The sequence below is a fragment of the Nocardioides thalensis genome (assembly GCF_013410655.1).
Lineage (GTDB): Bacteria > Actinomycetota > Actinomycetes > Propionibacteriales > Nocardioidaceae > Nocardioides > Nocardioides thalensis.
The window spans coordinates 3,184,894-3,206,064 of record NZ_JACCFP010000001.1 but is presented as its reverse complement, the minus strand read 5'-3'; the positions used below and the strand labels follow the sequence as shown (position 1 = coordinate 3,206,064).

The following is a 21,171-nucleotide window of genomic DNA, read 5'->3' as shown; positions in this document are numbered from 1 at the left end:
ATTATTCAGGGGCTGCGGGTCAGAACGGCGGGCGGCCGGTGCCGGAGATCCGGAAGCGGCGCCACGGGTCGACGTCCGACACCCTCCCGGTCGCCTCGCCGTACGGCGTCTGCAGGGTGACCGTCGCGCCGCTGCGGACCGTCGCGAGTGCCGGCGTCTCCGCGATCCGGCCGTACCAGTGGAAATGGCCGTCGAGCGGCTGGAAGAACCCGCGCAGCTGGACCTCGACCGGGTGGCTCTCGTCGTCGGTCACCAGGTCGGCCGGTCCGTCGTACGCCTCACCGGGCTCGTGGGCGCTCATGCCTGGCGGCCCGGGTCGAGCGGGCGGACGTTGTCGGGCGGGTCGAGCGCCGACAGCGGTACGCCGTACTCGTCCGCCGCTCCGGACAGCGCGTGCCAGATGAAGCCGCTGAGGTAGTCGGCGACCGCGGCGCGCGACATCGTGCGGCGGTCGAGCCACCACTGGCCGACCGACACGGCCATGCCGACCATCCCGAACGCCCACGGCTCGGCGCCGGCCGAGTCGACGCCGAGCTGCCGGAGGCCGGACCCGATGATGCGCGCCAGCTTGGTGGCCGCGCGCTGCTTGCCGTCGGCCAGCGGGTCGGCGCTGCCGGCGTGCTGGGTGCTGAGGAGCAGGAACGTCTGCGGGTGCTCGGCGATCGTGTCGAGGTAGGCCGCGACGCCGGCGTCGATCCGGGCGCGGGCGGTGGCGGGCGCGAGCACCGCGGAGACCACCCGGTCGAGCACGAGCTCGGCGCCCCAGCGCCCGACCTCGGCGTGCAGCTCGGCCTTGTCGGCGAAGTAGCGGTAGAGGACCGGCTTGCTGACGCCGGCCTCTCGCGCGATGTCGGCGATGGACGCGTCGGGGCCGACCGCCTCGACAGCGCGGACCGCCGCCTCGACGAACTCGGCACGGCGCGCGGTGCGGTGGGCCTGCCAGCGCTGGGAGCGGCCGTCGCCCTTGACCGGAGTGCTCATGCGGTCCACTCTAGGCCATAGATGTTACCGTCGGTAACAGCAATCAACGGAGGTGCTTGTGACCGTCGCCGACCCCCTCGCCGACCGGCTGCTGCGCTCGACCGCGCGCCAGTCCTACGACCCCGAGGTCGACATCGACTGGGACGCGCCGCTGGTGCCCGGGCTGTGGGGGATGCAGCCGGAGCGGATGTCGCTCTACGGCACCCCGCTGTGGGACTCGCTCGACGACGACCAGCGGCGCACGCTGTCGTGCCACGAGGCCGGCAGCATGGCGAGCGTCGGCATCTGGTTCGAGGTCGTGCTGATGCAGCTCCTGCTCCGCGACGTGTACGGCGCCGACCCGCGCGACCCGCGCACACAGTTCGCACTGACCGAGGTGGGCGACGAGACGCGGCACGCGGTCATGTTCGCCCGCGCGCTCTCGACGATGGGCGTGCCGGCGTACGGCCCGCGGCAGAAGGTGCGCTCCCTCGGCCGGTTCGGGCAGCTCGCTCTGCGCGGCGCGGGGGCGTTCGCGGCGGTGCTGATCGGTGAGGAGCCGGTCGACCGCTGGCAGCGCGACCTGATCCGCGACGAGCGGGTGCAGCCGTTGGTGCGGATGACCTCGCGCATCCACGTCACCGAGGAGGCGCGCCACGTCAGCTTCGCGCGCGACGAGCTCGCCAAGGCTGCCCGGAGGATGGGCCGCACCGAGCGCGCCGCGCAGCAGCTCGTCACGGCCCAGGTGGCGTACGTCGCGATGCGCTCGCTGGTGCACCCGGACGTGTACGCCGCCGTCGGGCTCGACCCGCACGAGGCCCGGGGTGCGGCACTGGGCAACGAGCACTACCGCGCGACGATCGCGTGGATGGGGGAGAAGGTCATGCCGTTCCTCGACGAGCACGGGATGGTCGGGCGCTCGCAGCTGAAGACGTGGCGGGCTTCGTTCCTGCTGCCGTGAGGCCGATCAGGCGAGGCCGAGAGTCCATCGGGGTGATGCTTGGCCGTCAGTCGCCAGCCTGAGGGAACTGGTGGTACTGCGGATCCGAAAAATACGCCGGGTTGAGCTTGGGCTGACCGACCCGACCGGATAGCCAATCGGTGGCCACTTGCTCTACCTCGCTGGAACGGCAATCTACGCCCGGCACGCGAAACCCGAGCGTCACCCAGTCGCCATTCAAGCTCACTCGTACTCTCTTGAGTTCCTCGGCGTACGCAGTGTCGATTGGCATCGCCAGATTGATCGTGCTGGTGAGTTGGATGAACAGGAGCCGCGCGTACCGCTCCACCTCGCCGTTTGAGTTCGCCGCCGACATCAGGTCGACCGTCGCCCGGCGCAATTCCTCGTGCGCGGCTCGCTCTCGGTCCTGGCGCCGAATGGAGGCTTCCCATGCGATCGCGGAGATGACTGCGATGCCAGTCATGAATCCACCGATCAGGCCGGCAACCAATCCGTCGAGGCCGTGCTCCAGCCACCAACTCATGGAGTTCGAGCGGTACACCGTCGGACGGTAACGCTGGCCTGGCGCGCAGGCAGGAATCTTGTGGCGTCAGTGGAAATCGTGCGGTTCGCTTGTGTGTTCGATCGAACACGTGTACGATGGACCGTAGGTCCAGACACCGATACCCCTCGCGGGTTGGAAGCAGCAGGACCAGTTCCACCACATGGCAGGCCCCCGGACCGCGAGTTCCGGATTCAGGGTCGTTGGCCCCGGCAAGGGCCCCCGCGTGGAGCGGCACTCGAGGTAATCGACTGCACGCTCACGAAGGGAGGCCTCCGATGACGACCAGCACCACCGGCACTGCACCGGCGGTTCCGGTCGTGGGCGACCCGGTGCCGGACCATCCGGTGCTGGCTGCCTTGGCGGCGGTGGATGCGGCGTTGGCGTCGGTGCGGGAGACCCAGCCGGTGTTCATGACCACGAGGCAGAAGAAGCAGGCCCTTCTTGCCGCGCACAGGATCCGCGCCCAGTTCGCCGAGCTCCAGGCCCGCCTCCTCGCTAGTTCGTCGGACGTGGCGGAGGCCGACGGCGCGAGCGACGTCGCGTCGTGGTTGTCCCACCACACTCAGTGCGACCTGCGCGGCAGCAAGCGGGACCTCAAGCTCGCCCAAGGCCTCGACGCCCGCTACCCGAAGGTCGCCAAAGCCATGGCCGACGGTGTCCTATCGGTCGAGCATGCCCGCGTGATCGTCGCGGTCTTGGATGCGTTGCCGGCGGTGGTCTCCCTCGAGATCCGCGACAAGGCCGAGGCCGAGCTCATCAACCGATCGACGGAGTTCACCCCCGACGAGATCCGGCGACTCGGGCGACGGATCTTGGAGGTCGTGGCCCCGGAGATCTTCGAGGACGCCGAGGCCAAGAAGCTGCTCGAGGAAGAACAGTCCGCGCGCAAGCGGATGCGGCTGTTCTTCAAGAACACCGGCGACGGCACCACCAGGCTCACCGGCCTGCTGCCCACCAGTGAGGCAGAACGCCTCAAGACCTACCTCCACGCCTACACCAGCCCCCGCCACGCCAACGGTGAGTACGGCGAGGCCGACACCATCCCCTACTCCCGCAAGCTCGCCGGCGCGTTCTGCGCCCTGCTCGAGCACCTCGACCCCCACCGCCTCCCCCTCCACGGTGGGGACGCGACCACGCTGATGGTCACCATCACCCTCGAGGACCTCAAGACCGACCTCGCGGTCGCGGGGCTGCTGGGCGACAAGGACCCCATCTCGGCTTCCGAAGCCCGCAGGTTGGCGTGCACCGCCGGGATCATCCCCGTCGTGCTCGGCAACCATTCGGAGGTCCTCGACCTCGGCCGCACCGATCGGCTCTACCGGCCCGCGCAACGCAAGGCCATCCGACTCAGAGACCAGCAATGCCGGACCGAGGGCTGTCGACATCCCGCCGAGTGGTGCGAGGTCCACCACCTCAAACCCTGGTCCCAAGGCGGACGCACCGACCTCGACGACGGGGTCCTGATGTGCCCGCACGACCACCACCGCATCCACGACCCCACCTACGACTGGCAGATCCTGGCCAACGGCCAGATCCGCTTCACCAAGAAGCAGTCATGAGCGGCGCTGCTCCGGCGCCGTAGGGCCGGCCAGCGTGTGCAGCAGCGCCATCACGATGGCGCACTGACCCGCGAGGCTCGGGTGGACACCGTCCGGGCCCTGGAGCGACTCGTGCGCCGGGACGCCGAAGGCGGACACCAGGTCGACGACCGGGTCGTCGAAGGTCTCGGCCATCGCGTCCGCGAGCGCCACGATGTCGGCGTTGTCCCACGACGTCTGGCCGAAGCGGAAGCCGGGGAACTCGCGCACTCGCTCCGGGTGTACCGGCCCCGGCGTCATCCAGACCCAGGACGCGGAGGTCAGGGCGCCGGCGACCCGGCGCAGCTCGCGCAGGTTGGCGATCGACTCGGCGAGTGACACCTGGGTCTTGGGAACACCCGGCCCGACCCGTGCCACGTCGTTGCCCCCGAGCGCGCAGATGACCCACTCGGGGGAGAAGGTCACCAGGGTGGCCGGCCAGCTCCGCGCCGACGTCGACCCGGCCGACGCGGTCGAGCTCGTCTACGCGCCGATCTACTACCGGCTCCTCCTTCGGACGCGACCGGTGCGTCCCGAGGACGCGAGGCGACAGCTGCAGCTGGCGTTCGAGGGCCTCGCCTAGCTGCCGCGCCTGCGGCCTCGCGCCGGCACGGTCAGGCGCTCGAGCCCGTTGTCGCCGCGGCCGCCGCGATGGCGAGGTAGATCCCGGCGACGGGGAGGCGCCGCTTCCAGTCGCCGCCGCGCGAGACCCGGTCGCGGAGGGCGCGGCCGACGAGCCCGCCGGCGACGGCGTACCCGAGATCGATGACCAGCGCGACGACGACGGTGACCACGCCGAGCGCGAGCACCTCGGCCTGGGCCGCGGAGCCGGTGGCGCCCGGGGTCAGGAACTGGGGCAGGAACGCGAGGAAGAACAGCGCCACCTTCGGGTTGAGCAGGTTCATCAGCAGCCCGTCGACGTACACCCTCCTGGGCCGCACCGGCTGCTCATCGCCGGGGCTGTCCGCGCCGTGCCGGCGCCGGGTCAGCTCGCGGATCGCGAGGTAGACCAGGTAGCCGACGCCGAGGTAGCGGATCACGTTGAACGCCAGTGGGCTGGCGGCGATCAGGGCCGACAGCCCGAGCGCCGTCGCGATGGCGTAGACGGCCGTGCCGGTCTCGACGCCGAGCACGGAGACGACGCCGGTGCGGACGCCGTGCGCCATGCTGCGCGTGATGATGTAGACGATGTTCGGCCCCGGCATGCCGACGAGCACCGCCGACGCGGCGGCGAAGGCCAGCAGCTGGTGGGGTTCGAGGATGGTGCTCATCGGTTCTCTCCGTCGGTTGAGGGCTTTCCCCTAGCCTGTGTGCCGCCGGCCCGGCGGACCCGGGCCAATGGAGGCGCAAGTGGACCGTTTTCGCGACCCCGACGTGCTGGCCCGCGTGCTGGGCGACTGGATGTCGGCGGCGTCGGGCGCGCTCTACCGCCAGCTCGCGACGGCGCTCGCGCGGGCGGTGAGCGACGGGGAGCTGGTCTCCGGCGACCGGCTGCCGTCCGAGCGGGACCTGGCCCGGTCGCTGCACCTGAGCCGCGCGACGGTCGTGGCGGCGTACGACGAGCTGCGCGGTCGCGGGCTCGTCGAGAGCCGACAGGGGAGCGGCACCCGGGTGGCCGCGCCTATCGACCGCGAGCCGGCGGCCGTGACGAAGCGGCTTCAGCGCGGCCTCTCCTCGGAGGCCGTGCGCCGCTTCGACAGCGCGCCGGACAGCCTGATCTCGATGCGGTACGCGCTGGAGCCCGGCGACCCGCGCATCGCCACCGCGGCCGCGGCGGTCGTCGAGGAGGACCTGCCGAGCCTGCTCGACGAGCTGGGCTACAGCCCGCGCGGCCTGCCGGCGCTGCGCGAGGCGCTGGCCAGGACGTACGCCGACAGCGGCCTGCCGACCGCGCCTGACCAGGTGATCGTCACGACCGGCACGCAGCAGGCGATGACGCTGATCTCCCAGCTCGTCGTCGAGCGCGGCGCCACCGTCGCGGTGGAGTCGCCGAGCTGGCCCGGGTGCTTCGACACGTTCAGTGCTCTCGGTGCGCGGATCGTCGGGGTGCCGATGGACGACCACGGCATCCGGCCCGACGCGCTGCGCGCCACCCTCGCGGCCGAGGAGGTCGCGGCGCTGTTCGTGATGCCGACGTTCCACAACCCGACCGGGACGCTGATGACGGCCGCCCGGCGGCGCGAGGTGGCGGAGGTCGCGGCCGACCTCGGCGTGCCGGTCGTGGAGGACAACGCCTACTCCACGCCGGTCACCCACTCCGGTGAGCTGCCGCCACCACTGGCCGCGTTCGCGCCCGCCGGCGGCCGGGTCCTCGCGACCGGCTCGCTCTCCAAGGCGCTGTGGGCGGGCCTGCGGATCGGCTGGATCCGCGCGAGCGCCGGCGACATCGAGCGGCTCGGCTACCTCAAGGCCAGCGCCGACATGGGCACGCCGCTCCTCGACCAGGCCATCGCCCGACGGCTGCTCGACGACCTGGCCGACCTGTCCGCCGACCGCACCGCGGTCGCGCGGGAGCGGCTCGAGCACGTCACCGGCCTGCTGCGCTCGGAGCTGCCCGGCTGGGAGTGGCAGGAGCCCGCCGGCGGCACCGCGCTCTGGATCCGCCTGCCGGGCGTCGACGCGTCGGTCTTCGCGCGGGTCGCGCTCCGCCACGGGGTCGAGGTGACGCCGGGCCGCGAGACCGACCCGACCGGGGCGTGGGACGACCACCTGCGGCTGCCGTTCACGTTCGACGCCGCCACGATGACCGAGGCCGTACGCCGGCTCGCGGCGGCGTACGCGGAGACCTCCGGGGCCTCGGCCTGAGGCTCAGAGGTACGCCGCGCGCGCCTCGAGCACCGCGTTGAAGATGGCCTCGTCCAGCGCGGCGCCCTCGCGGCGTACCTCGTCGGCCCGGAGCCGCACCAAGCGGTCGAGCCGGACCTCGCTCGGCCGGCCCGAGGAGTCCCAGCCGCCGCTGCCGACGTCCATCCAGTGCCGGCCCGCTCGGGCCTCCTGCTCGGCGTCGCGGTCGTGGTCCTGGCTGGTCAGCACCAGGCAGTCGAGCACCACCGCGCCGTCGGCGTCGCGGGCCTCGGCGATCACCAGCACCGGCCGGTCCTTGCCCTGCGCGGGGTCGTCCTCGTAGGGGACCCAGGCCCAGCACACCTCGCCGGGGTCGGGCTGTCCGTCGGCCTCGGGGCGGTAATCGCTCACGCGGGGAGCATAGGCGGCACGGAAGTGCCGAGTCGGCGCGTGATCACGCGCCGACTCGGCACCGGCGACGCAGGGGAGGGGTCCCGTGAGCGCCCTACGCCGCGGAGGGGGAGGCCGGTGGGGTGGCCGTGCGGATGCCGAGCGCGGCCAGGGCCGCGAGGAGCGGTACGACGGCGGCGGCGAGGTAGATCCACGAGTAGGCGTCGGGGCCGGGGGCCGCGCTGGCGAGCACCACCGCCAGCCCGGCGACGCCGAGGGCGCCGCCGACCTGCCGGGCCGCCATGACCAGCCCGGTCGCGGCGGCGAAGTGGACCGGCTGCACCGACAGGGCGGCCGCGCTGGAGATGCCGACGGTCGCGAGCCCGATCCCGACGCCGAGGACCACTCCGGTCGGCACCCAGAGCGTCCAGAACGCCGGGGTCGACGAGAGGGCCAGCGCGATGATGCCGGTGCTCAGGCTGATCAGGACCAGCCCGGAGACGATCAGGGTGCGCGCCGCGGGCTTGCGCGGGAGCCGGCCGAGGCCGATCCCGACGACGGCGACCACGATGGCGCACGGCGTCATCCCCGCGCCGGCCTCGAGCGCCGAGTAGCCCCACAGGCCGGTGAGCAGGAGGACGCCGAGGAGCATCGTCCCGTACAGCACCGCGCCGTACGCGACGGAGACGCCGGTCGCGGTCGCGAACGTCCGCCCGCGGAGGAGGTCGAGCCGCAGCGCGGGCCGCTCGTGCCGGCGGGACCGGGCCACGACCGCGAGCAGCGCCACCACGGCGACGCCGACCCAGGCCCAGACGTAGCCGTCCCAGTCGCGCTCGGGGCCCTCGGTGACGGCATAGACCGCTGCCGCGACGGCGGCCGCGAGCAGCAGGCTGCCGAGCAGCTCGGGTGCCCGGCCACCGCGGGTCTCGCCGGCGACCATGCTGCGACCCACCCACAGGAGTGCGAGCCCGACGGGCACGTTGACGACGAACAGCACCCGCCAGTCGAACCACTCGACGCCGACGCCGCCCAGCACCGGGCCGATGCCGGCGGCGAGGGCGCCGACCGCGCTCCACGCCCCGATCGCCGCCTGCCGTCGCTCGGCCGGGATCTCGGCCAGCAGGAGGCCGAGCGAGGCCGGCACCAGCAGCGCCGCGCCGACGCCCTGCGCCGCTCGCGCCCCGACCAGCACCTCGAAGCTCGGCGCGACGGTCGCGACGAGCGAGGCGATCGTGAAGAGGGTGAGGCCGCCGAGGTAGAGCCGCACCCGGCCGACCGCGTCCGCGATCGCGCCGGCGGGCGCGAGCAGCGCCGCGAACGGGATGGCGTACGCCGTCACCACCCACGCGAGGCTGGTGATGCTCAGGTCGAACTCCGCTCCGATCGGCGGCACGGCGAGGTTGGTGACGGTGGCGTCGAGGAAGCTGAGGAAGGTGCCGCCCGAGGCGAGCAGGAGCGCGGTCCGGGCCCGGCTCCCGGTGGCGGCCGGGGGCGGCGCGGTGAGGGACGAGGAGGTCATGTCGCCATTTAAGAATACGATCGTTCGGTCGTCAATAGATTTGGCGACCGAACGTTCGCTAAGATCTCGGACATGGCTGGCCGTCGCTCCGACTCCGATGCTCGTGAGACCCGACGCCTGGTCCTGCGCCGGGCCGCCGACATCGCCTCGGTCGAGGGCCTGGGCGGCGTCACGATCGGCCGGCTCGCGACCGACCTCGGGATGAGCAAGGCCGGGGTCATCGGCCAGTTCGGCTCGAAGGAGGCGCTCCAGCTGGCGACGATCGACCTGGCGGCCGGGATGTTCCGCGAGGCGGTCTGGGCGCCGGTCGAGGAGGAGGCGCCGGGCCTCCCGCGCCTGCTCGCGATCTGCCGGAGCTGGGTCGCCTACCTGGGCGACCCGCCGTTCCCCGGCGGCTGCTTCCTCGCGCTGACGAGCATGGAGTACGGCGCGCAGGCGGGGCCGGTGCACGACGCGCTCGTCACCGTCCTGGGCCGCTGGCGCCGTACCCTCCTGCGCGACATCCGGCAGGCGATCGACGACGGTGACCTGCCCGCCGGCACCGACGCGGAGCAGGTCGCGTTCGTGCTCGAGGCGCTCGCCGACGGCACCAAGCGGGCCCGGCAGCTGCACGGCGACATCGACGTGGCGCGGCGCTGCCTCTCCGCGATGCACGCCACGCTGGGCGCGGCGCCGGTGGAGTCAGCGACCACCGGCTGACCGCGCCCGAGCGGTCACTGCGTCTGCCACCACGCGACCGTCTCCTTCGCGGCGACGTCGATCGGCGTCGGGGCGAGCCCGAGCAGCCGCTCGCTGCGCGAGGAGTCCATGACGAACGGCGCCGTGAACTGGAAGCTCATCTCGAGCAGCTCGCGGGTGCCGCGGTGCACCAGGCCGACGGCCCGCATCAGGCCCATCGGCAGCCTGCCGACGGCGGGCGTCGCCACTCCGGCCGCGGCCGCGAACGCGGCGACGAGCTCCCGCTGGGTCGGTGCGGCGGGGGTCGGGGCGTGGAGCACGGTGTCCCACAGCTCCGGAGTGGCGGCGGCCTTGATCATCGCGGCGGCCAGGTCGGGCACGTAGGTGAACGCGTGGGGGAGGTCGGGGCTGCCGATCACCCGGATGGCCTTGCCCTTCAGCACGTTGGGCACGACCCGCTCGCCAGCGTGCGAGGTGCGGACCCGCGGGCCGTAGAAGTCCGACGCCACGACGCTCACCGTCGGCGTCGGCGACGCCGCCCGGGCGCGGAGCAGGTCGGTGCGGACGCCCGGCTTGCCGCCGACGGCGTCGCGCGGTGTGTCCTCGGTGATCGGCCCGTCGACGACGCCGAAGGCGTAGAGGCTCTCGGGGAACACGACCACCGCGCCCGCGCGGCCCGCGGCCTCGAGGACGACCCGCTCGGCGGCGGGCAGCTCGCGCCGCCAGGCCGCGGCGTCGTACGCCGAGGCGTGGATGCAGTGGTAGACGGCGGCGGCGCCGGCGAACGCCGCGTCGAGCTCGTCGGGCCGCGAGACGTCGACGCGGCGTCGCTCGACGAGCGGGTGGTCGGGGCCGCTGCCGCTGCGGGTGAGGAGCCGGACCTGGTGGCCCCGGTCGGCGAGCTGGAGGGCGACGGTGCTGCCGACGGGGCCGGCGCCGGTGACGACGTGGAGCTGGTTCATGAGGAGTCCTTGCGTGAGAAGGGAGAAAGCGAGAGCGGTGCTCTCGAAATCGAGGATGACACCGCAGGAACCGAAAAGCAAGAGCAGTGCTCACTTTTGCGACGGATGATCTAGGATCGCGGCATGAGTGACACCCCCCGAGCCCGCGCCCGGGCGCAGACCATGCGCGACATCGCCCGGATCGGACGCGAGCACCTCGCCCAGCACGGCGCCGCCGCGCTGTCCCTGCGCGCGGTCGCCCGCGACCTCGGGGTCGTGTCGTCGGCGGTCTACCGCTACGTCGCGAGCCGCGACGAGCTGCTCACGATGCTGCTCGTCGAGGGCTACAGCGAGCTGGGCGACGCCGTCGACGACGCCGTCGCGAAGGTCCCCGAGGGCGCGCACCGCGAGCGGTTCCTCACGGTGGGGAGGGCCGTACGCCGCTGGGCGCTCGCGGAGCCGGCGATGTACGCGCTGCTCTACGGCGCCCCCGTGCCCGGCTACGCGGCGCCCGAGGAGCAGACGACGGTGCCGGGCACCCGGGTGGCGCGCACGCTGCTCGACATCGCCGCGGCGGCGCACGCCGACGGCGCCCTCACCGTGCCCGACGCCCCGAAGCCCGGCGCGGCGCTCGCGAGGGGGCTCGAGGGTGTGCGCGAGCAGTTCGCCAACGACCTGCCGGACGCCGCGATCGCGCGCGGCGTGCTCGCGTGGGCGGCGATGTTCGGCTGCGTCAGCTTCGAGGTGTTCGGCCAGTACGGGCCCGACGGTCTCGGCGACCCGGAGGCGCTGTTCGAGCGCCACCTCGACGCGCTGGCCGACGACGCCGGCTTCAGCGCATGAACTGAGCGACGAGGTCGGGCGTCGCGGCGTCGGCGAGCTCGACGGCCGTGGCCGACGGCACGTCGAGGACGATTACGGCGCCGCCGCCTCCGGCCGTCGTGGCCGCGAGCGTCACCAGGCCCGCGCGCCGCTGGAACCAGGTGTCGCGCAGCGTCCACCCGATGACGTGGTCGGTCGCGAGGACCGTGCGGTCGCGCAGCAGCGACCCCGACCGAGCCACCAGGTGGCGGCCGACGAGGGCGTGCCCGAGGGAGCGCGCCCGGTCGGCGGCCAGCGCGGCGGCGACGGCGAGCACGAGGGCGGCCGGGACCAGCAGCCACGGGGACGCACCGGACGCGACCGCCGCGACCGGCACCGCCGCCACCAGGGCCGCAGGACCGAGGGCGCGCACCCACCGCCGCCGCGTGGCGAGCGGGCCGTGCCCGACCAGGTCGGCCGCCAGGGGATCGTCCGTGCCGAGCACGGTCGCGGCGGCGCGGCGTACGACGTCGGCCGGGGCGGGCGGAACCAGCGTCTCGGAGCCGCTCTGCCTGCGGTCGAGGCCGGTGACGATCGCCGACAGCCGGGCGCCGCGGGCGAGCCGCAGGCCGGGCGGCTCGGCGACGGCGACACCGGCCAGGCGCTCGACGTCGATCGACGTCTCCCGGGTGGTGAGCAGGCCGCGGCTCAGGTGCCAGGTGTCGGCGTCGCGCCGGAGCGTGAACCGCCAGTAGGTGACGAGGTAGGCGGCCAGCGTCATCGCCAGCACGAGGGCGGCCAGCCCGACGATCGCGCCGATGACCAGGACCGGCTCCGGGACGCCGAGGTCGCGGACGTCGATGCGCAGCTCGAGCTCGCTGGTCACCTGGGCCACGGCGCCCACCACGCCGCCGAACGCGACCAGGCCCAGGCTGGTGAAGGGCGCGTAGCGGACCCAGCGGGTCTCGAACTCGGCGGCGGGCGGCGGCGGCGCGAGCTCGTGGTCGTCGGGTGCCCGGTCGGCGAGGAGGCGCGACCGGAGCTGGCGCCCCTGCTCGTGGGCCAGGGCGTCGAGGGAGAGCCGGTCCTCGTCGACGCTGCCGGTGCCGATGGTGACCGTGGTCAGCCCGAGCAGCCGGTGCACCACGGAGGCGGTGAGGTCCACGGTGCGCACCCGGTCGAGCGGAGTCGAGAGTCGCGTCCGGTTGAGGAGGCCGCGCCGGAGCTCGATCCTGCCGTCGGCGATGCGGTAGGCGGTGGTGAGGTAGCGCGCGACGCCCGTCAGGACGGGCAGCCCGACGAGCGCGACGCCGAGGAGCGGGAAGCCCTGGCTGACGCCGAACACGACCGCGCCCAGCAGGGGGAAGAACATGGTGCGCAGCTCGGTGACGGGATGGACCAGCAGCATCCGCGGGTCGAGCCGCTGCCAGTCGGTCCCGCCGGCGCCGTCGGTGCCGCCCCCGACGTCGCCGATATCGGTCACGTGGCGTCGCCCCCGGCCGCCTCGGCCTGCACGGTCAACTGGTCGACCAGTCCGACCGCGGTGGTGTGGTCGAGGCCGTCGATCTTCAGGGCACCGGCGGCGGAGGCCGTCGTGACCGTCAGCGTCGCGAGCCCGAACAGCCGCGCGAGCGGACCCTGTGCGAGGTCGACGGTCTGCACGCGCGACATCGGCGCGATCCGCCGTTCGCGCGCCCACCAGCCGCGCTGGGTGTAGACGGCCGTCTCGGTGATCTCCCAGCGGTGCACGAGGTAGCGCCAGTGCGGGACGACCAGGACGTACGCCGCCGCGACGATCGCGGCCGCGCCGACGACCAGCCAGCGGGCGCCGTACTCGCGCCAGGTGAGGGCGGCGACGAGCAGCGCGACGAGCGGGACCACGGCGCCGAGCGCGCACTCGACGCGCCACATCGTGCGAGCCCGGGGGGCGACGCGGTGGGCCGGGTCACGCAGGTCGGTCACGCCCCGACCCTACGGTCAGGCCGGATGCGCGACCGGGTGGCCGAGGAGGTAGCCCTGGCCGAGCTCGACGCCGTGGTGGGCCAGCCAGTCCCGCTCCTCGGGCGTCTCGATGCCCTCCGCCACGACCCGCGAGTCGGTCTGGCGTGCGAACACCAGGCTGGCGGTGATCACGGCCTGCCGCATCGCGTCGCGGTCGATCCCGCGGATCAGCGACATGTCCAGCTTGATCAGGTCGGGCTGGATCGTCAGGATCCGGTGCACGTTGGAGAACCCGACGCCGAAGTCGTCGATCGCCACCAGCGCGCCCCGGGTGCGGAGGTCCTCGAGGGTGAGCATCAGCGCGTGCGAGTAGTCGACGAGGTCCGCCTCCGTGAGCTCGAGGATGACGCCGTGGAGCTCCTCCGGCAGGGCGGCCCGGACCTCGTCGCTGGCGAGCGCCGACAGGCTGACGTTGAGCGCGAGGTGGTGCTCCTTGTCCCAGGCGTCGAGGGCGGTCCGGATGGCGAGCGCCTCCACGGCCCCCGCGGTGCCCTCGCGGGCCGCGCGCTCGAAAATCTCCCGCGGGTCGACGCCGTCGAAGCGGCTGAGGGCCTCGTAGGCGACGACGTCGCCCGACGGGAGGTCGACGATCGGCTGGAACACCGTGCGGATCGTGTCGAGCGCCGGGTCGTGGTGGGTCGCGCCGGTCGCGACGGTGACGTCGACGCCGTCGTGCACGGCGACCCGGTCCCGGCCGCGGGTCTTCGCCTCGTAGAGCGCCTCGTCGGCGCGGGCCACCAGCCCGGCCGGGTCCTCCGAGGGGTGCCAGGTCGCCATGCCGATCGAGCAGGTCTGGCCGTGGGTCACGATCCGGCGCAGCCGCTGCAGGACCCGTTCGGCCTCCTCCGGCTCCATCCCCGGGAGCAGCACCGCGAACTCCTCGCCGCCGAACCGCGCGAGCAGGCCTTCGGCGGGCAGGGCCGCGTCCCAGGCGGCCGAGGTCGCCTTCAGCACCCGGTCGCCGGCGAGGTGGCCGTGGTGGTCGTTGTAGGCCTTGAAGTGGTCGAAGTCGAGGATGGCCGCGTGCAGCGGGACGTCCCGGTCGCGGGCGAGAGCGCAGGCGCGCGAGAGCTCGTGGTCCCAGGTACGCCGGTTCGGCACGCCCGTCAGTCCGTCCCGGCGCGCCAGGGCCGCGAGCTGGACGGCCTTGACCTTGAGCTCGTGCACGAGGTCGACAAGGCGCGCCACGACGAGCGCGGCGACGACGAACCCACCGAACAGGGCGACCCACTCGCCGTGCTCGTAACCGCGCAGGTGCGCGACCTGACCGGTCACGGGCGCGAGGACCAGGGCGACGCCCAGCCAGATGATGCGCCCGGCTCCGGCGCGGTTCGCCCGGTCGGGGGCGGGCTCCGAGAGCGTGTGGGCCGACGGGTGGACGGCGGCGAAGCCGAGGAGCACGTAGGACGCGAGGAAGGCGGAGTCCACCCAGCCCTCGTAGGCGACCCCGGTGACCACGTCCTGGAGGTAGAACATGTCGGCGACCAGGAGCAGCGCGATCGCGGCGAGGAGCGCCCACAGGGACGGGTTGCGGACGAGGCCGCCGGTGAGCAGGCGCACGGCCAGCGCCAGGACGAGCAGGTCGAACGCCGGGTAGGACCCGGCGACGACCTGGCCCCAGAGCCCGGCGCCGCTCCCCGCGGCGGGCGCGACGAGGAAGACCGCGCCGACCACGGTGACGCCGCTGGTGACGATCGAGGCGTCGAGGAACGCGGCGCGGTCGCGACCGTGCCGGCGGCCCCGGATGAGCCACAGCATCCCCAGCGCCAGGAGCGGGTAGCAGGCGAGGTAGCCGATGTCGGCCGCGGACGGGTCCGGTACGCCGCCGAGGAACGAGTCGTAGGACAGCCAGATCACGTCACCGCAGAGGAAGGACGCCTGTCCGAACGCGAACGCCCACCAGATCCGCCGGCGCGCTGGCGGCATCCAGGACGCGCCGATGAACGACAGCGCCGTGCCGAAGGTGGCCACGGTCAGGTAGACCAGCGAGGAGAGGCCAGTCTGCAGCGTGGCGAGGTAGCCGAGGGCGGACGCCATGCCGACGGCGAGCGCGACGTGAGCGCCGCGCGCGCCGAAGCCGTTCCGAATGCTCATGTCCCCTCCCGCCGATCGTGTGATCGGCGAGGGGGAGCGGGACCTGAGGAGGTCTCGATACGCCCGAGCGCCAGGGCGCTCGGGCTACTCGACCACCCTGGCGCTCAGGGTGGTCGAGTAGACCGAGCCGCTAGGCGAGGTCGTATCGAGACCCTTCGGCTACTTGATCTCGCAGATCACTTCGCCGTTGCCGACGGTGGCGCCGACCTCGGCCTTGAGGCCGGTGACGGTGCCGGCCTTGTGGGCCTTGAGGGGCTGCTCCATCTTCATGGCCTCGATGACGACCACGGCGTCGCCCTCGGCGACCTCCTGGCCCTCCTCGACGACGACCTTGACGATGGTGCCCTGCATCGGGCTGGTGACCGAGTCGCCCGACGCGGCGGCGCCGGCCTTCTTGCCGCCGGAGCGCTTGGGCTTCTTCGCCCCGCCTGCGGCCGGGCCGGCCGACAGACCACCGAGGCCCGCCGGGATGACGACCTCGAGGCGCTTGCCGCCGACCTCGACGACGACCTTCTGCCGCTCGCCAGCGTCCTCGTCGGGCTGGCCGGGCGCGCCGCCGTACGGGGTGATCGTGTTGTTGAAGTCGGTCTCGATCCAGGTGGTGTAGACGTCGAAGGAGCCCTCGCCGGTCGGGTTGGACGCGGCGACCCAGGCGGGGTCGTTGACGATGACCTCGTGGAAGGTGATCGCGGTCGGCATGCCGTCGACCTCGAACTCCGAGAGGGCGCGGCGCGAACGCTCGATCGCCTGGGTGCGGTCCTTGCCGGTGACGATCAGCTTGGCGATGAGGGAGTCGAACGAGCCCGGGATGGTCTGCCCGTTCTCGTAGCCGCCGTCGACGCGGACGCCCGGGCCCTGCGGCGGGTTCCACGCGGTGAGGGTGCCGGGGGCGGGCATGAAGTTGTTGCCGCCGTCCTCGGCGTTGATGCGGTACTCGATCGAGTGCCCCTTGATCTCGGGGTCGTCGTAGCCGAGCTCCTCGCCCGCGGCGATGCGGAACATCTCGCGCACGAGGTCGATGCCGGTGACCTCCTCGGAGACGCAGTGCTCGACCTGGAGGCGCGTGTTGACCTCGAGGAAGGAGATGGTGCCGTCGGCGGCGACGAGGAACTCGCACGTCCCGGCGCCGACGTAGCCGGCCTCGCGCAGGATCGCCTTGGAAGACTCGTAGAGGCGCTTGTTCTGCTCGTCGGTGAGGAACGGCGCGGGCGCCTCCTCGACCAGCTTCTGGTGGCGGCGCTGGAGCGAGCAGTCGCGGGTGGAGACCACCACGACGTTGCCGTGCTGGTCGGCCAGGCACTGGGTCTCGACGTGGCGCGGCTTGTCGAGGAACTTCTCGACCAGGCACTCGCCGCGGCCGAACGCGCCGACGGCCTCGCGGACAGCCGCCTCGTAGGCGTCGGGGATCTCCTCGAGCGTGCGGGCGACCTTGAGGCCGCGGCCGCCGCCGCCGTACACCGCCTTGATGGCGACCGGCAGGCCGTGCTCGTTGGCGAACGCGACGACCTCGTCGGCGTCCTTGACCGGGTCCTTGGTGCCCGGCGCGAGCGGCGCGTTGGCGCGCTCGGCGATGTGCTTGGCCTTGGCCTTGTCGCCGAGGGCGTCGATCGCCTCGGGCGACGGACCGATCCAGGTCAGGCCCGCGTCGATGACGGCCTGGGCGAAGTTGGCGTTCTCGGCGAGGAAGCCGTAACCCGGGTGGACCGAGTCGGCGCCGGACTGCTTCGCGACGTCGATGATCTTCTCGATCACCAGGTAGGAGTCACCCGGCGTGGAGCCGTTGAGGGAGTAGGCCTCGTCGGCCATCCGCACGAACAGCGCGTCGCGGTCGGGCTCGGCGTAGACCGCCACGCTGCCGATGCCGGCGTCCTTGCAGGCGCGGATCACGCGGACCGCGATTTCGCCACGATTGGCGATCAGGACCTTCTGCAACGGCTTGATGTCGGGCACGGGGTCTCCTCGTCGGGCTGCGGTACGACGTTCGGAGTGTAGGGGGAGTGCGAGGTTAACAATCGCTAACCTCACGGACTAGGATGCGTGACCATGACCACGTCGTTCGAGCTGTCCCGCGACCACGAGGACTTCCGCCGCACCGTCCGCGAGTTCGCGGAGGCCGAGATCGCGCCCCACGTCGCGCAGTGGGACAAGGACCACCACTTCCCGACCGACGTCGTGCAGAAGATGGGCGACCTCGGGCTCTTCGGGCTGATCGCGCCGGAGGAGTACGGCGGCGCGGGCCTCTCGCCGGAGGACGGCCCGTTCACGTCGCTCTGCCTGGCGATCGAGGAGCTCGGCCGCGTCGACCAGTCGATGGGCATCACCCTCGAGGCCGGCGTCGGCCTCGGCATCAACCCGATCCTCACCTACGGCACCGACGCTCAGAAGGAGCAGTGGCTGCCCGACCTCGTCAGCGGGCAGCGGCTCGCCGGCTTCGGGCTGACCGAGCCGGGCGCCGGGTCCGACGCGGGCGCGACGCGCACCAAGGCCGAGCTCGACGCCTCGACCGGCGAGTGGGTGATCAACGGCGGCAAGCAGTTCATCACCAACTCCGGCTCGTCGATCACCTCGCTCGTGACGGTCACCGCCAGGACGGGCGTCTCGGAGTCGGGCAAGCCGGAGATCAGCACGATCATCGTTCCGTCCGGCACGCCTGGATTCACCGCGGAGCCGGCGTACGACAAGCTCGGCTGGCACATCTCGGACACCCACCCGCTGACGTTCCAGGACTGCCGGGTGCCGGAGGGCAACCTGCTCGGCGAGCGCGGCCGCGGCTACGCGCAGTTCCTCGCCACGCTCGACGACGGCCGCGTCGCGATCTCGGCGCTCGCGGTCGGCCTGATCCAGGCGTGCCTGGAGCTGTGCGTCGAGTACGCCGGAGACCGGCAGACGATGGGCGGGCCGATCGGGCGCAAGCAGGGGGTGGCGTTCCAGATCGCCGACCTCGAGGTGATGCTGCACGCGTCGCGGCTGCTCACCTACCGCGCCGCTGCGATGAAGGACTCCGGTGCCCCGATGAAGGCCTTCAAGCAGGCCGCGTCGGTCGCCAAGCTCTACACGTCGGAGTCCGCGGTCACCGCGACCCGGATCGCGACCCAGGTCTTCGGCGGCTACGGCTTCATGGAGGAGTACGCCGTCGCGCGCTTCTACCGTGACGCGAAGATCCTCGAGATCGGCGAGGGCACGTCCGAGGTGCAGCGGATGCTCATCGCGCGCGGATTGGGCCTGCCCGTCGAGTAGACGTGACAGGCTCGGGGCCGTGAGGCCCTTCCTGTTCCTCGGCACCCGCGCCGAGGACGAGGCTGCCGACGGCGAGTACGGCGCGGTGCTGGCCTGCTCCGGCCTGGGCGAGTCGCAGGTACGCCGGATCAGGCTCGAGCAGGACCCGCTGCCTCCGATTGACCTGGCCGACTACGCCGGGGTCATCGTCGGCGGCGGGCCGTTCAACATGAGCGACCCGCCGGCGTTGAAGTCCGCCGTCCAGCTGCGGGCGGAGGCCGAGCTCTCCGCGCTCGCCGATGAGGTGGTCGCGCGGGACCTGCCGTTCCTGGGCTGCTGCTACGGCGTCGGGATCCTCGGCATCCGCGACGGCGGCGTCGTCGACCGCACCTACGGCGAGCCGATCGGCGCGGTGCGGGTGACGCTCACGGACGAGGGGCGCGCGGACCCGGTGTTCGGCGCGCTGCCGCCGTCGTTCGACGTGTTCCTCGGCCACAAGGAGGCGGTGACGGTGCTGCCGCGGTCGGCCGTGCTCCTGGCGTCGTCGACAGGTTGCCCGGTCCAGGCGTTCCGCCTGGGTCGCAACGTCTACGCCACCCAGTTCCACCCCGAGCTGGACGTCGACGGGATCTGCATGCGCATCGACGTCTACCGCGACTACGGCTACTTCGTCCCGAGCGAGGCGGACGCGATCAAGGCTGCCGCGCGGCAGGCGAGCGTCACCGAGCCGGAGCGGATCCTCAAGGCATTCGTCGAGCGCTACGCCTGAGCGTCGTCCCGGGCCGCCCAGAGCGAGGTCCACGAGTGGCCGAGCTCGATCACCAGGTCGCGGAGCAGCGGCAGGCTGACGCCGACCACGTTGTGGTGGTCGCCCTCGATGCCCGCGACGAACGCCCCGCCCAGGCTGTCGACGGTGAACGCCCCGGCCACCCACAACGGCTCGCCGGTGGCGACGTACGCCTCGATCTCCTCGTCGGTGACGTCGGCGAAGTGGACCGTGGTCGACGCCGTGGCGGCGGCCACCCGGCCGGTGGCCATGTCTCGGAGGCAGTGGCCGGTGAGCAGCACGCCCGAGCGCCCGCGCATCGCCTGCCAGCGCCGTACCGCCTCCGCCGGGTCGCCCGGCTTGCCCAGCGCCTCGCCGTCGAGCTCGAGCACCGAGTCGCACCCGAGCACCAGCGCGTCTCCGGGCACCTCGTCGCGGGCGGCGACGGCCGCGCACTTGAGCTCGGCGAGCTGGAGCGCCAGCTCGAACGGCGGCAACCCGTCGGCCTGCGACTCGTCGACGCCGGACACGATCACCGTCGGGTCCAGCCCGGCCGACCGGAGGGTCTTGAGACGGGCCGGGGACGCGGACGCGAGCACGAAGGTCGTCACGCCGCGAGACGATAACGAAGTGGGGGCAACCTTCCGTCGCCGTCGTGGGTCGTACGGGTGACAGCGACGCGAGCGCGTCATCCCTGGAAGCCGCCCGACCACGCCCAGTAGAGCCAGGCGACCGCCGCTGTCACGGCCAGGCTGAACAGCAGGGCGAAGGTATGGAGGCGACCTCGGATGCCGAGGAAGATCCCGGCGAGTGCGGTCGCACTGGCCGCGCCTACCCAGATCGCCTGCGCTGTGTACTCCCAGTGGTCCGGGTCGCTGCCGCCGCAGCTCTCGTCGCACTTGAGTACGAAGAAGTAGGCGGAGAGCATCCACCACGCGGCCATAGCGCAGACCACCGCAAGGGTGAAGATCGTCCAGCCGGCGATGCGCTGAGCGCGCCGCCTCGGCGCATCGGTCGCCGTAAATGACTGCATGGCAGATCGTCGCACCGACTAGCGTGCCGCGAGTGCAGCTTGCCTCGATCCGTCGCTATCCGGTGAAGTCCATGCGCGGCGAGGAGCTCGCGGAGGCGGCGGTCGAGCCGTGGGGGCTGGCGGGCGATCGCCGGTGGATGGTCGTCGACGGCGACGGGCGCAGCGTCACTGCACGGGAGCTGCCGAGGATGCTGCTGCTCACGCCGCGGCTGACCGACCGCGGGCTGGAGCTCGCCGGCCCCGGGATGGCGCCGCTCTCGATCCTCGCGCCCGGCGACGCGGACACCAAGGTGCAGGTCCACAGCAACGCGCCGTATGCCGGCTCGCTGGCGGTCGACGACGCGCACGCGTGGCTGACCGACTACCTCGGGCTCGCCGTCCGGCTCGTCTATGCGGACGACCCGTCCCGGCGACAGCTCGACCCGCGGTTCAGCCGCCCCGACGACTCGGCATCGTTCGCCGACGCCTACCCGCTGCTGCTGACCACCGAGGAGTCGCTGGCGCAACTGAACGACTGGATCGCCGAGGGTCCGCTCTCCGCCGAGGGTCCGCTGGGGATGGCGCGCTTCCGGCCCAATGTCGTGGTCAGCGGAGGCCGCGCGTTCGAGGAGGACGGCTGGCGCCGGGTGCGGATCGGCGACGCGGTCTTCCGCGCGGTGAAGGGCTGCGACCGGTGCGTCATGACGACGACCGATCCTTCGACCGCGGAGCGCGGCATGGAGCCGATCGCGACGCTGGCGCGGCACCGGCGGTGGGACGGGAAGACGTGGTTCGGGATGAACCTGATCCCGGACACGCCCGGTGTCGTCGTGCAGACGGGGGACGAGGTCGAGGTGCTCGACGCCGAGGAGTCGGACGGGCCGCCGCGGTAACGCCGGAGGTTTCGAGGCTCGGCCGCGAGCGGCC

The 21,171-nt window shown here is 72.8% G+C and carries 23 protein-coding genes; 9 read left to right on the top strand and 14 right to left on the bottom strand.

Annotated features, from left to right (window positions below):
* Positions 1-19 precede the first annotated feature (19 nt).
* Together HNR19_RS15675 and HNR19_RS15670 are read right to left on the bottom strand one after the other, a co-directional pair.
* A complete protein-coding gene (locus tag HNR19_RS15675; RefSeq protein ID WP_179668786.1) occupies positions 20-301 on the bottom strand; it encodes a DUF4873 domain-containing protein in 282 nt (93 codons plus the stop codon).
* The gene (locus HNR19_RS15670; protein ID WP_179668785.1) at positions 298-981 is read right to left on the bottom strand and encodes a TetR/AcrR family transcriptional regulator; all 684 of its coding nucleotides are present in this window, start codon (positions 979-981) and stop codon (positions 298-300) included. The genes HNR19_RS15675 and HNR19_RS15670 overlap by 4 nt, the downstream gene beginning before the upstream one ends.
* 58 nt (positions 982-1,039) lie before the next feature.
* Here HNR19_RS15670 and HNR19_RS15665 point away from each other — a divergent pair, with 58 nt between their 5' ends.
* Positions 1,040-1,921: a diiron oxygenase gene (locus HNR19_RS15665; RefSeq protein WP_179668784.1), complete on the top strand. Its 882-nt coding sequence runs from the start codon at positions 1,040-1,042 to the stop codon at positions 1,919-1,921.
* 46 nt (positions 1,922-1,967) lie between these two features.
* On the opposite strand, the gene HNR19_RS15660 is transcribed toward HNR19_RS15665, so the two are convergent.
* Positions 1,968-2,462: a hypothetical protein gene (locus tag HNR19_RS15660; RefSeq protein ID WP_179668783.1), complete on the bottom strand. Its 495-nt coding sequence runs from the start codon at positions 2,460-2,462 to the stop codon at positions 1,968-1,970.
* Between the two features lie 278 nt (positions 2,463-2,740).
* Between HNR19_RS15660 and HNR19_RS15655 the strand changes: the two genes are divergently transcribed.
* The gene (locus HNR19_RS15655; RefSeq protein ID WP_179668782.1) at positions 2,741-4,024 is read left to right on the top strand and encodes an HNH endonuclease signature motif containing protein; all 1,284 of its coding nucleotides are present in this window, start codon (positions 2,741-2,743) and stop codon (positions 4,022-4,024) included.
* Here HNR19_RS15655 and HNR19_RS22390 read toward each other — a convergent pair.
* Positions 4,019-4,468: a GDSL-type esterase/lipase family protein gene (locus tag HNR19_RS22390; protein ID WP_218910280.1), complete on the bottom strand. Its 450-nt coding sequence runs from the start codon at positions 4,466-4,468 to the stop codon at positions 4,019-4,021. The two genes, HNR19_RS15655 and HNR19_RS22390, sit on opposite strands and share 6 nt — an antisense overlap.
* Positions 4,469-4,472: 4 nt before the next feature.
* Between HNR19_RS22390 and HNR19_RS22385 the strand changes: the two genes are divergently transcribed.
* Entirely contained in the window at positions 4,473-4,625 is a 153-nt protein-coding gene (locus HNR19_RS22385; RefSeq protein ID WP_218910279.1) for a TetR/AcrR family transcriptional regulator C-terminal ligand-binding domain-containing protein, read from the top strand.
* Positions 4,626-4,656: 31 nt separating this feature from the next.
* Here the strand turns inward: HNR19_RS22385 and HNR19_RS15640 are convergent, their stop codons facing one another.
* Positions 4,657-5,313 (bottom strand): LysE family translocator, encoded by a 657-nt coding sequence (locus HNR19_RS15640; RefSeq protein WP_179668779.1) that lies wholly within the window; start codon positions 5,311-5,313, stop codon positions 4,657-4,659.
* Between the two features lie 79 nt (positions 5,314-5,392).
* Here HNR19_RS15640 and HNR19_RS15635 point away from each other — a divergent pair, with 79 nt between their 5' ends.
* On the top strand, positions 5,393-6,847 hold the full coding sequence (locus HNR19_RS15635; RefSeq protein ID WP_343047224.1) for an aminotransferase-like domain-containing protein: 1,455 nt from the start codon (positions 5,393-5,395) through the stop codon (positions 6,845-6,847).
* A 3-nt stretch (positions 6,848-6,850) separates the two neighbouring features.
* Here HNR19_RS15635 and HNR19_RS15630 read toward each other — a convergent pair whose 3' ends face one another.
* Together HNR19_RS15630 and HNR19_RS15625 are read right to left on the bottom strand one after the other, a co-directional pair.
* On the bottom strand, positions 6,851-7,237 hold the full coding sequence (locus HNR19_RS15630) for a type II toxin-antitoxin system PemK/MazF family toxin (RefSeq protein ID WP_179668777.1): 387 nt from the start codon (positions 7,235-7,237) through the stop codon (positions 6,851-6,853).
* A gap of 94 nt (positions 7,238-7,331) precedes the next feature.
* Positions 7,332-8,735 (bottom strand): MFS transporter, encoded by a 1,404-nt coding sequence (locus HNR19_RS15625; RefSeq protein ID WP_179668776.1) that lies wholly within the window; start codon positions 8,733-8,735, stop codon positions 7,332-7,334.
* Between the two features lie 72 nt (positions 8,736-8,807).
* On the opposite strand from HNR19_RS15625, the gene HNR19_RS15620 reads away from it, so the two are divergent.
* Complete coding sequence (locus tag HNR19_RS15620; protein ID WP_179668775.1) at positions 8,808-9,434, top strand: TetR/AcrR family transcriptional regulator; 627 nt, start codon at positions 8,808-8,810, stop codon at positions 9,432-9,434.
* A gap of 14 nt (positions 9,435-9,448) precedes the next feature.
* On the opposite strand, the gene HNR19_RS15615 is transcribed toward HNR19_RS15620, so the two are convergent.
* Positions 9,449-10,375, bottom strand: coding sequence for an NAD-dependent epimerase/dehydratase family protein (locus HNR19_RS15615; protein ID WP_179668774.1), 927 nt, complete (start codon positions 10,373-10,375; stop codon positions 9,449-9,451).
* A gap of 123 nt (positions 10,376-10,498) precedes the next feature.
* Here HNR19_RS15615 and HNR19_RS15610 point away from each other — a divergent pair, with 123 nt between their 5' ends.
* Positions 10,499-11,197 (top strand): TetR/AcrR family transcriptional regulator, encoded by a 699-nt coding sequence (locus tag HNR19_RS15610; RefSeq protein ID WP_179668773.1) that lies wholly within the window; start codon positions 10,499-10,501, stop codon positions 11,195-11,197.
* Here the strand turns inward: HNR19_RS15610 and HNR19_RS15605 are convergent.
* From HNR19_RS15605 to HNR19_RS15590, 4 genes are all read right to left on the bottom strand, one after another.
* Complete coding sequence (locus HNR19_RS15605; RefSeq protein ID WP_179668772.1) at positions 11,187-12,638, bottom strand: PH domain-containing protein; 1,452 nt, start codon at positions 12,636-12,638, stop codon at positions 11,187-11,189. The genes HNR19_RS15610 and HNR19_RS15605 overlap by 11 nt on opposite strands.
* On the bottom strand, positions 12,635-13,117 hold the full coding sequence (locus HNR19_RS15600) for a PH domain-containing protein (protein ID WP_343047223.1): 483 nt from the start codon (positions 13,115-13,117) through the stop codon (positions 12,635-12,637). The genes HNR19_RS15605 and HNR19_RS15600 overlap by 4 nt, the downstream gene beginning before the upstream one ends.
* Before the next feature lie 15 nt (positions 13,118-13,132).
* On the bottom strand, positions 13,133-15,250 hold the full coding sequence (locus HNR19_RS15595; protein ID WP_179668771.1) for an EAL domain-containing protein: 2,118 nt from the start codon (positions 15,248-15,250) through the stop codon (positions 13,133-13,135).
* A gap of 159 nt (positions 15,251-15,409) precedes the next feature.
* Positions 15,410-17,200, bottom strand: a complete 1,791-nt coding sequence (locus tag HNR19_RS15590) for an ATP-binding protein (protein WP_179668770.1) — start codon at positions 17,198-17,200, stop codon at positions 15,410-15,412.
* 93 nt (positions 17,201-17,293) lie between these two features.
* Between HNR19_RS15590 and HNR19_RS15585 the strand changes: the two genes are divergently transcribed.
* Both HNR19_RS15585 and HNR19_RS15580 read left to right on the top strand, forming a co-directional pair.
* Positions 17,294-18,487 carry an acyl-CoA dehydrogenase family protein gene (locus HNR19_RS15585; protein ID WP_179668769.1) on the top strand — a complete coding sequence of 398 codons (1,194 nt, stop codon included), beginning with the start codon at positions 17,294-17,296 and terminating at the stop codon, positions 18,485-18,487.
* A gap of 19 nt (positions 18,488-18,506) precedes the next feature.
* Entirely contained in the window at positions 18,507-19,235 is a 729-nt protein-coding gene (locus HNR19_RS15580; RefSeq protein WP_179668768.1) for a glutamine amidotransferase, read from the top strand.
* On the opposite strand, the gene HNR19_RS15575 is transcribed toward HNR19_RS15580, so the two are convergent.
* Together HNR19_RS15575 and HNR19_RS15570 are read right to left on the bottom strand one after the other, a co-directional pair.
* Complete coding sequence (locus HNR19_RS15575) at positions 19,226-19,843, bottom strand: Maf family protein (RefSeq protein WP_343047221.1); 618 nt, start codon at positions 19,841-19,843, stop codon at positions 19,226-19,228. The two genes, HNR19_RS15580 and HNR19_RS15575, sit on opposite strands and share 10 nt — an antisense overlap.
* 77 nt (positions 19,844-19,920) lie before the next feature.
* Positions 19,921-20,265, bottom strand: a complete 345-nt coding sequence (locus HNR19_RS15570; RefSeq protein ID WP_179668766.1) for a hypothetical protein — start codon at positions 20,263-20,265, stop codon at positions 19,921-19,923.
* Between the two features lie 32 nt (positions 20,266-20,297).
* On the opposite strand from HNR19_RS15570, the gene HNR19_RS15565 reads away from it, so the two are divergent.
* Positions 20,298-21,137 (top strand): MOSC domain-containing protein, encoded by an 840-nt coding sequence (locus HNR19_RS15565; RefSeq protein WP_343047220.1) that lies wholly within the window; start codon positions 20,298-20,300, stop codon positions 21,135-21,137.
* Positions 21,138-21,171: the final 34 nt, after the last annotated feature.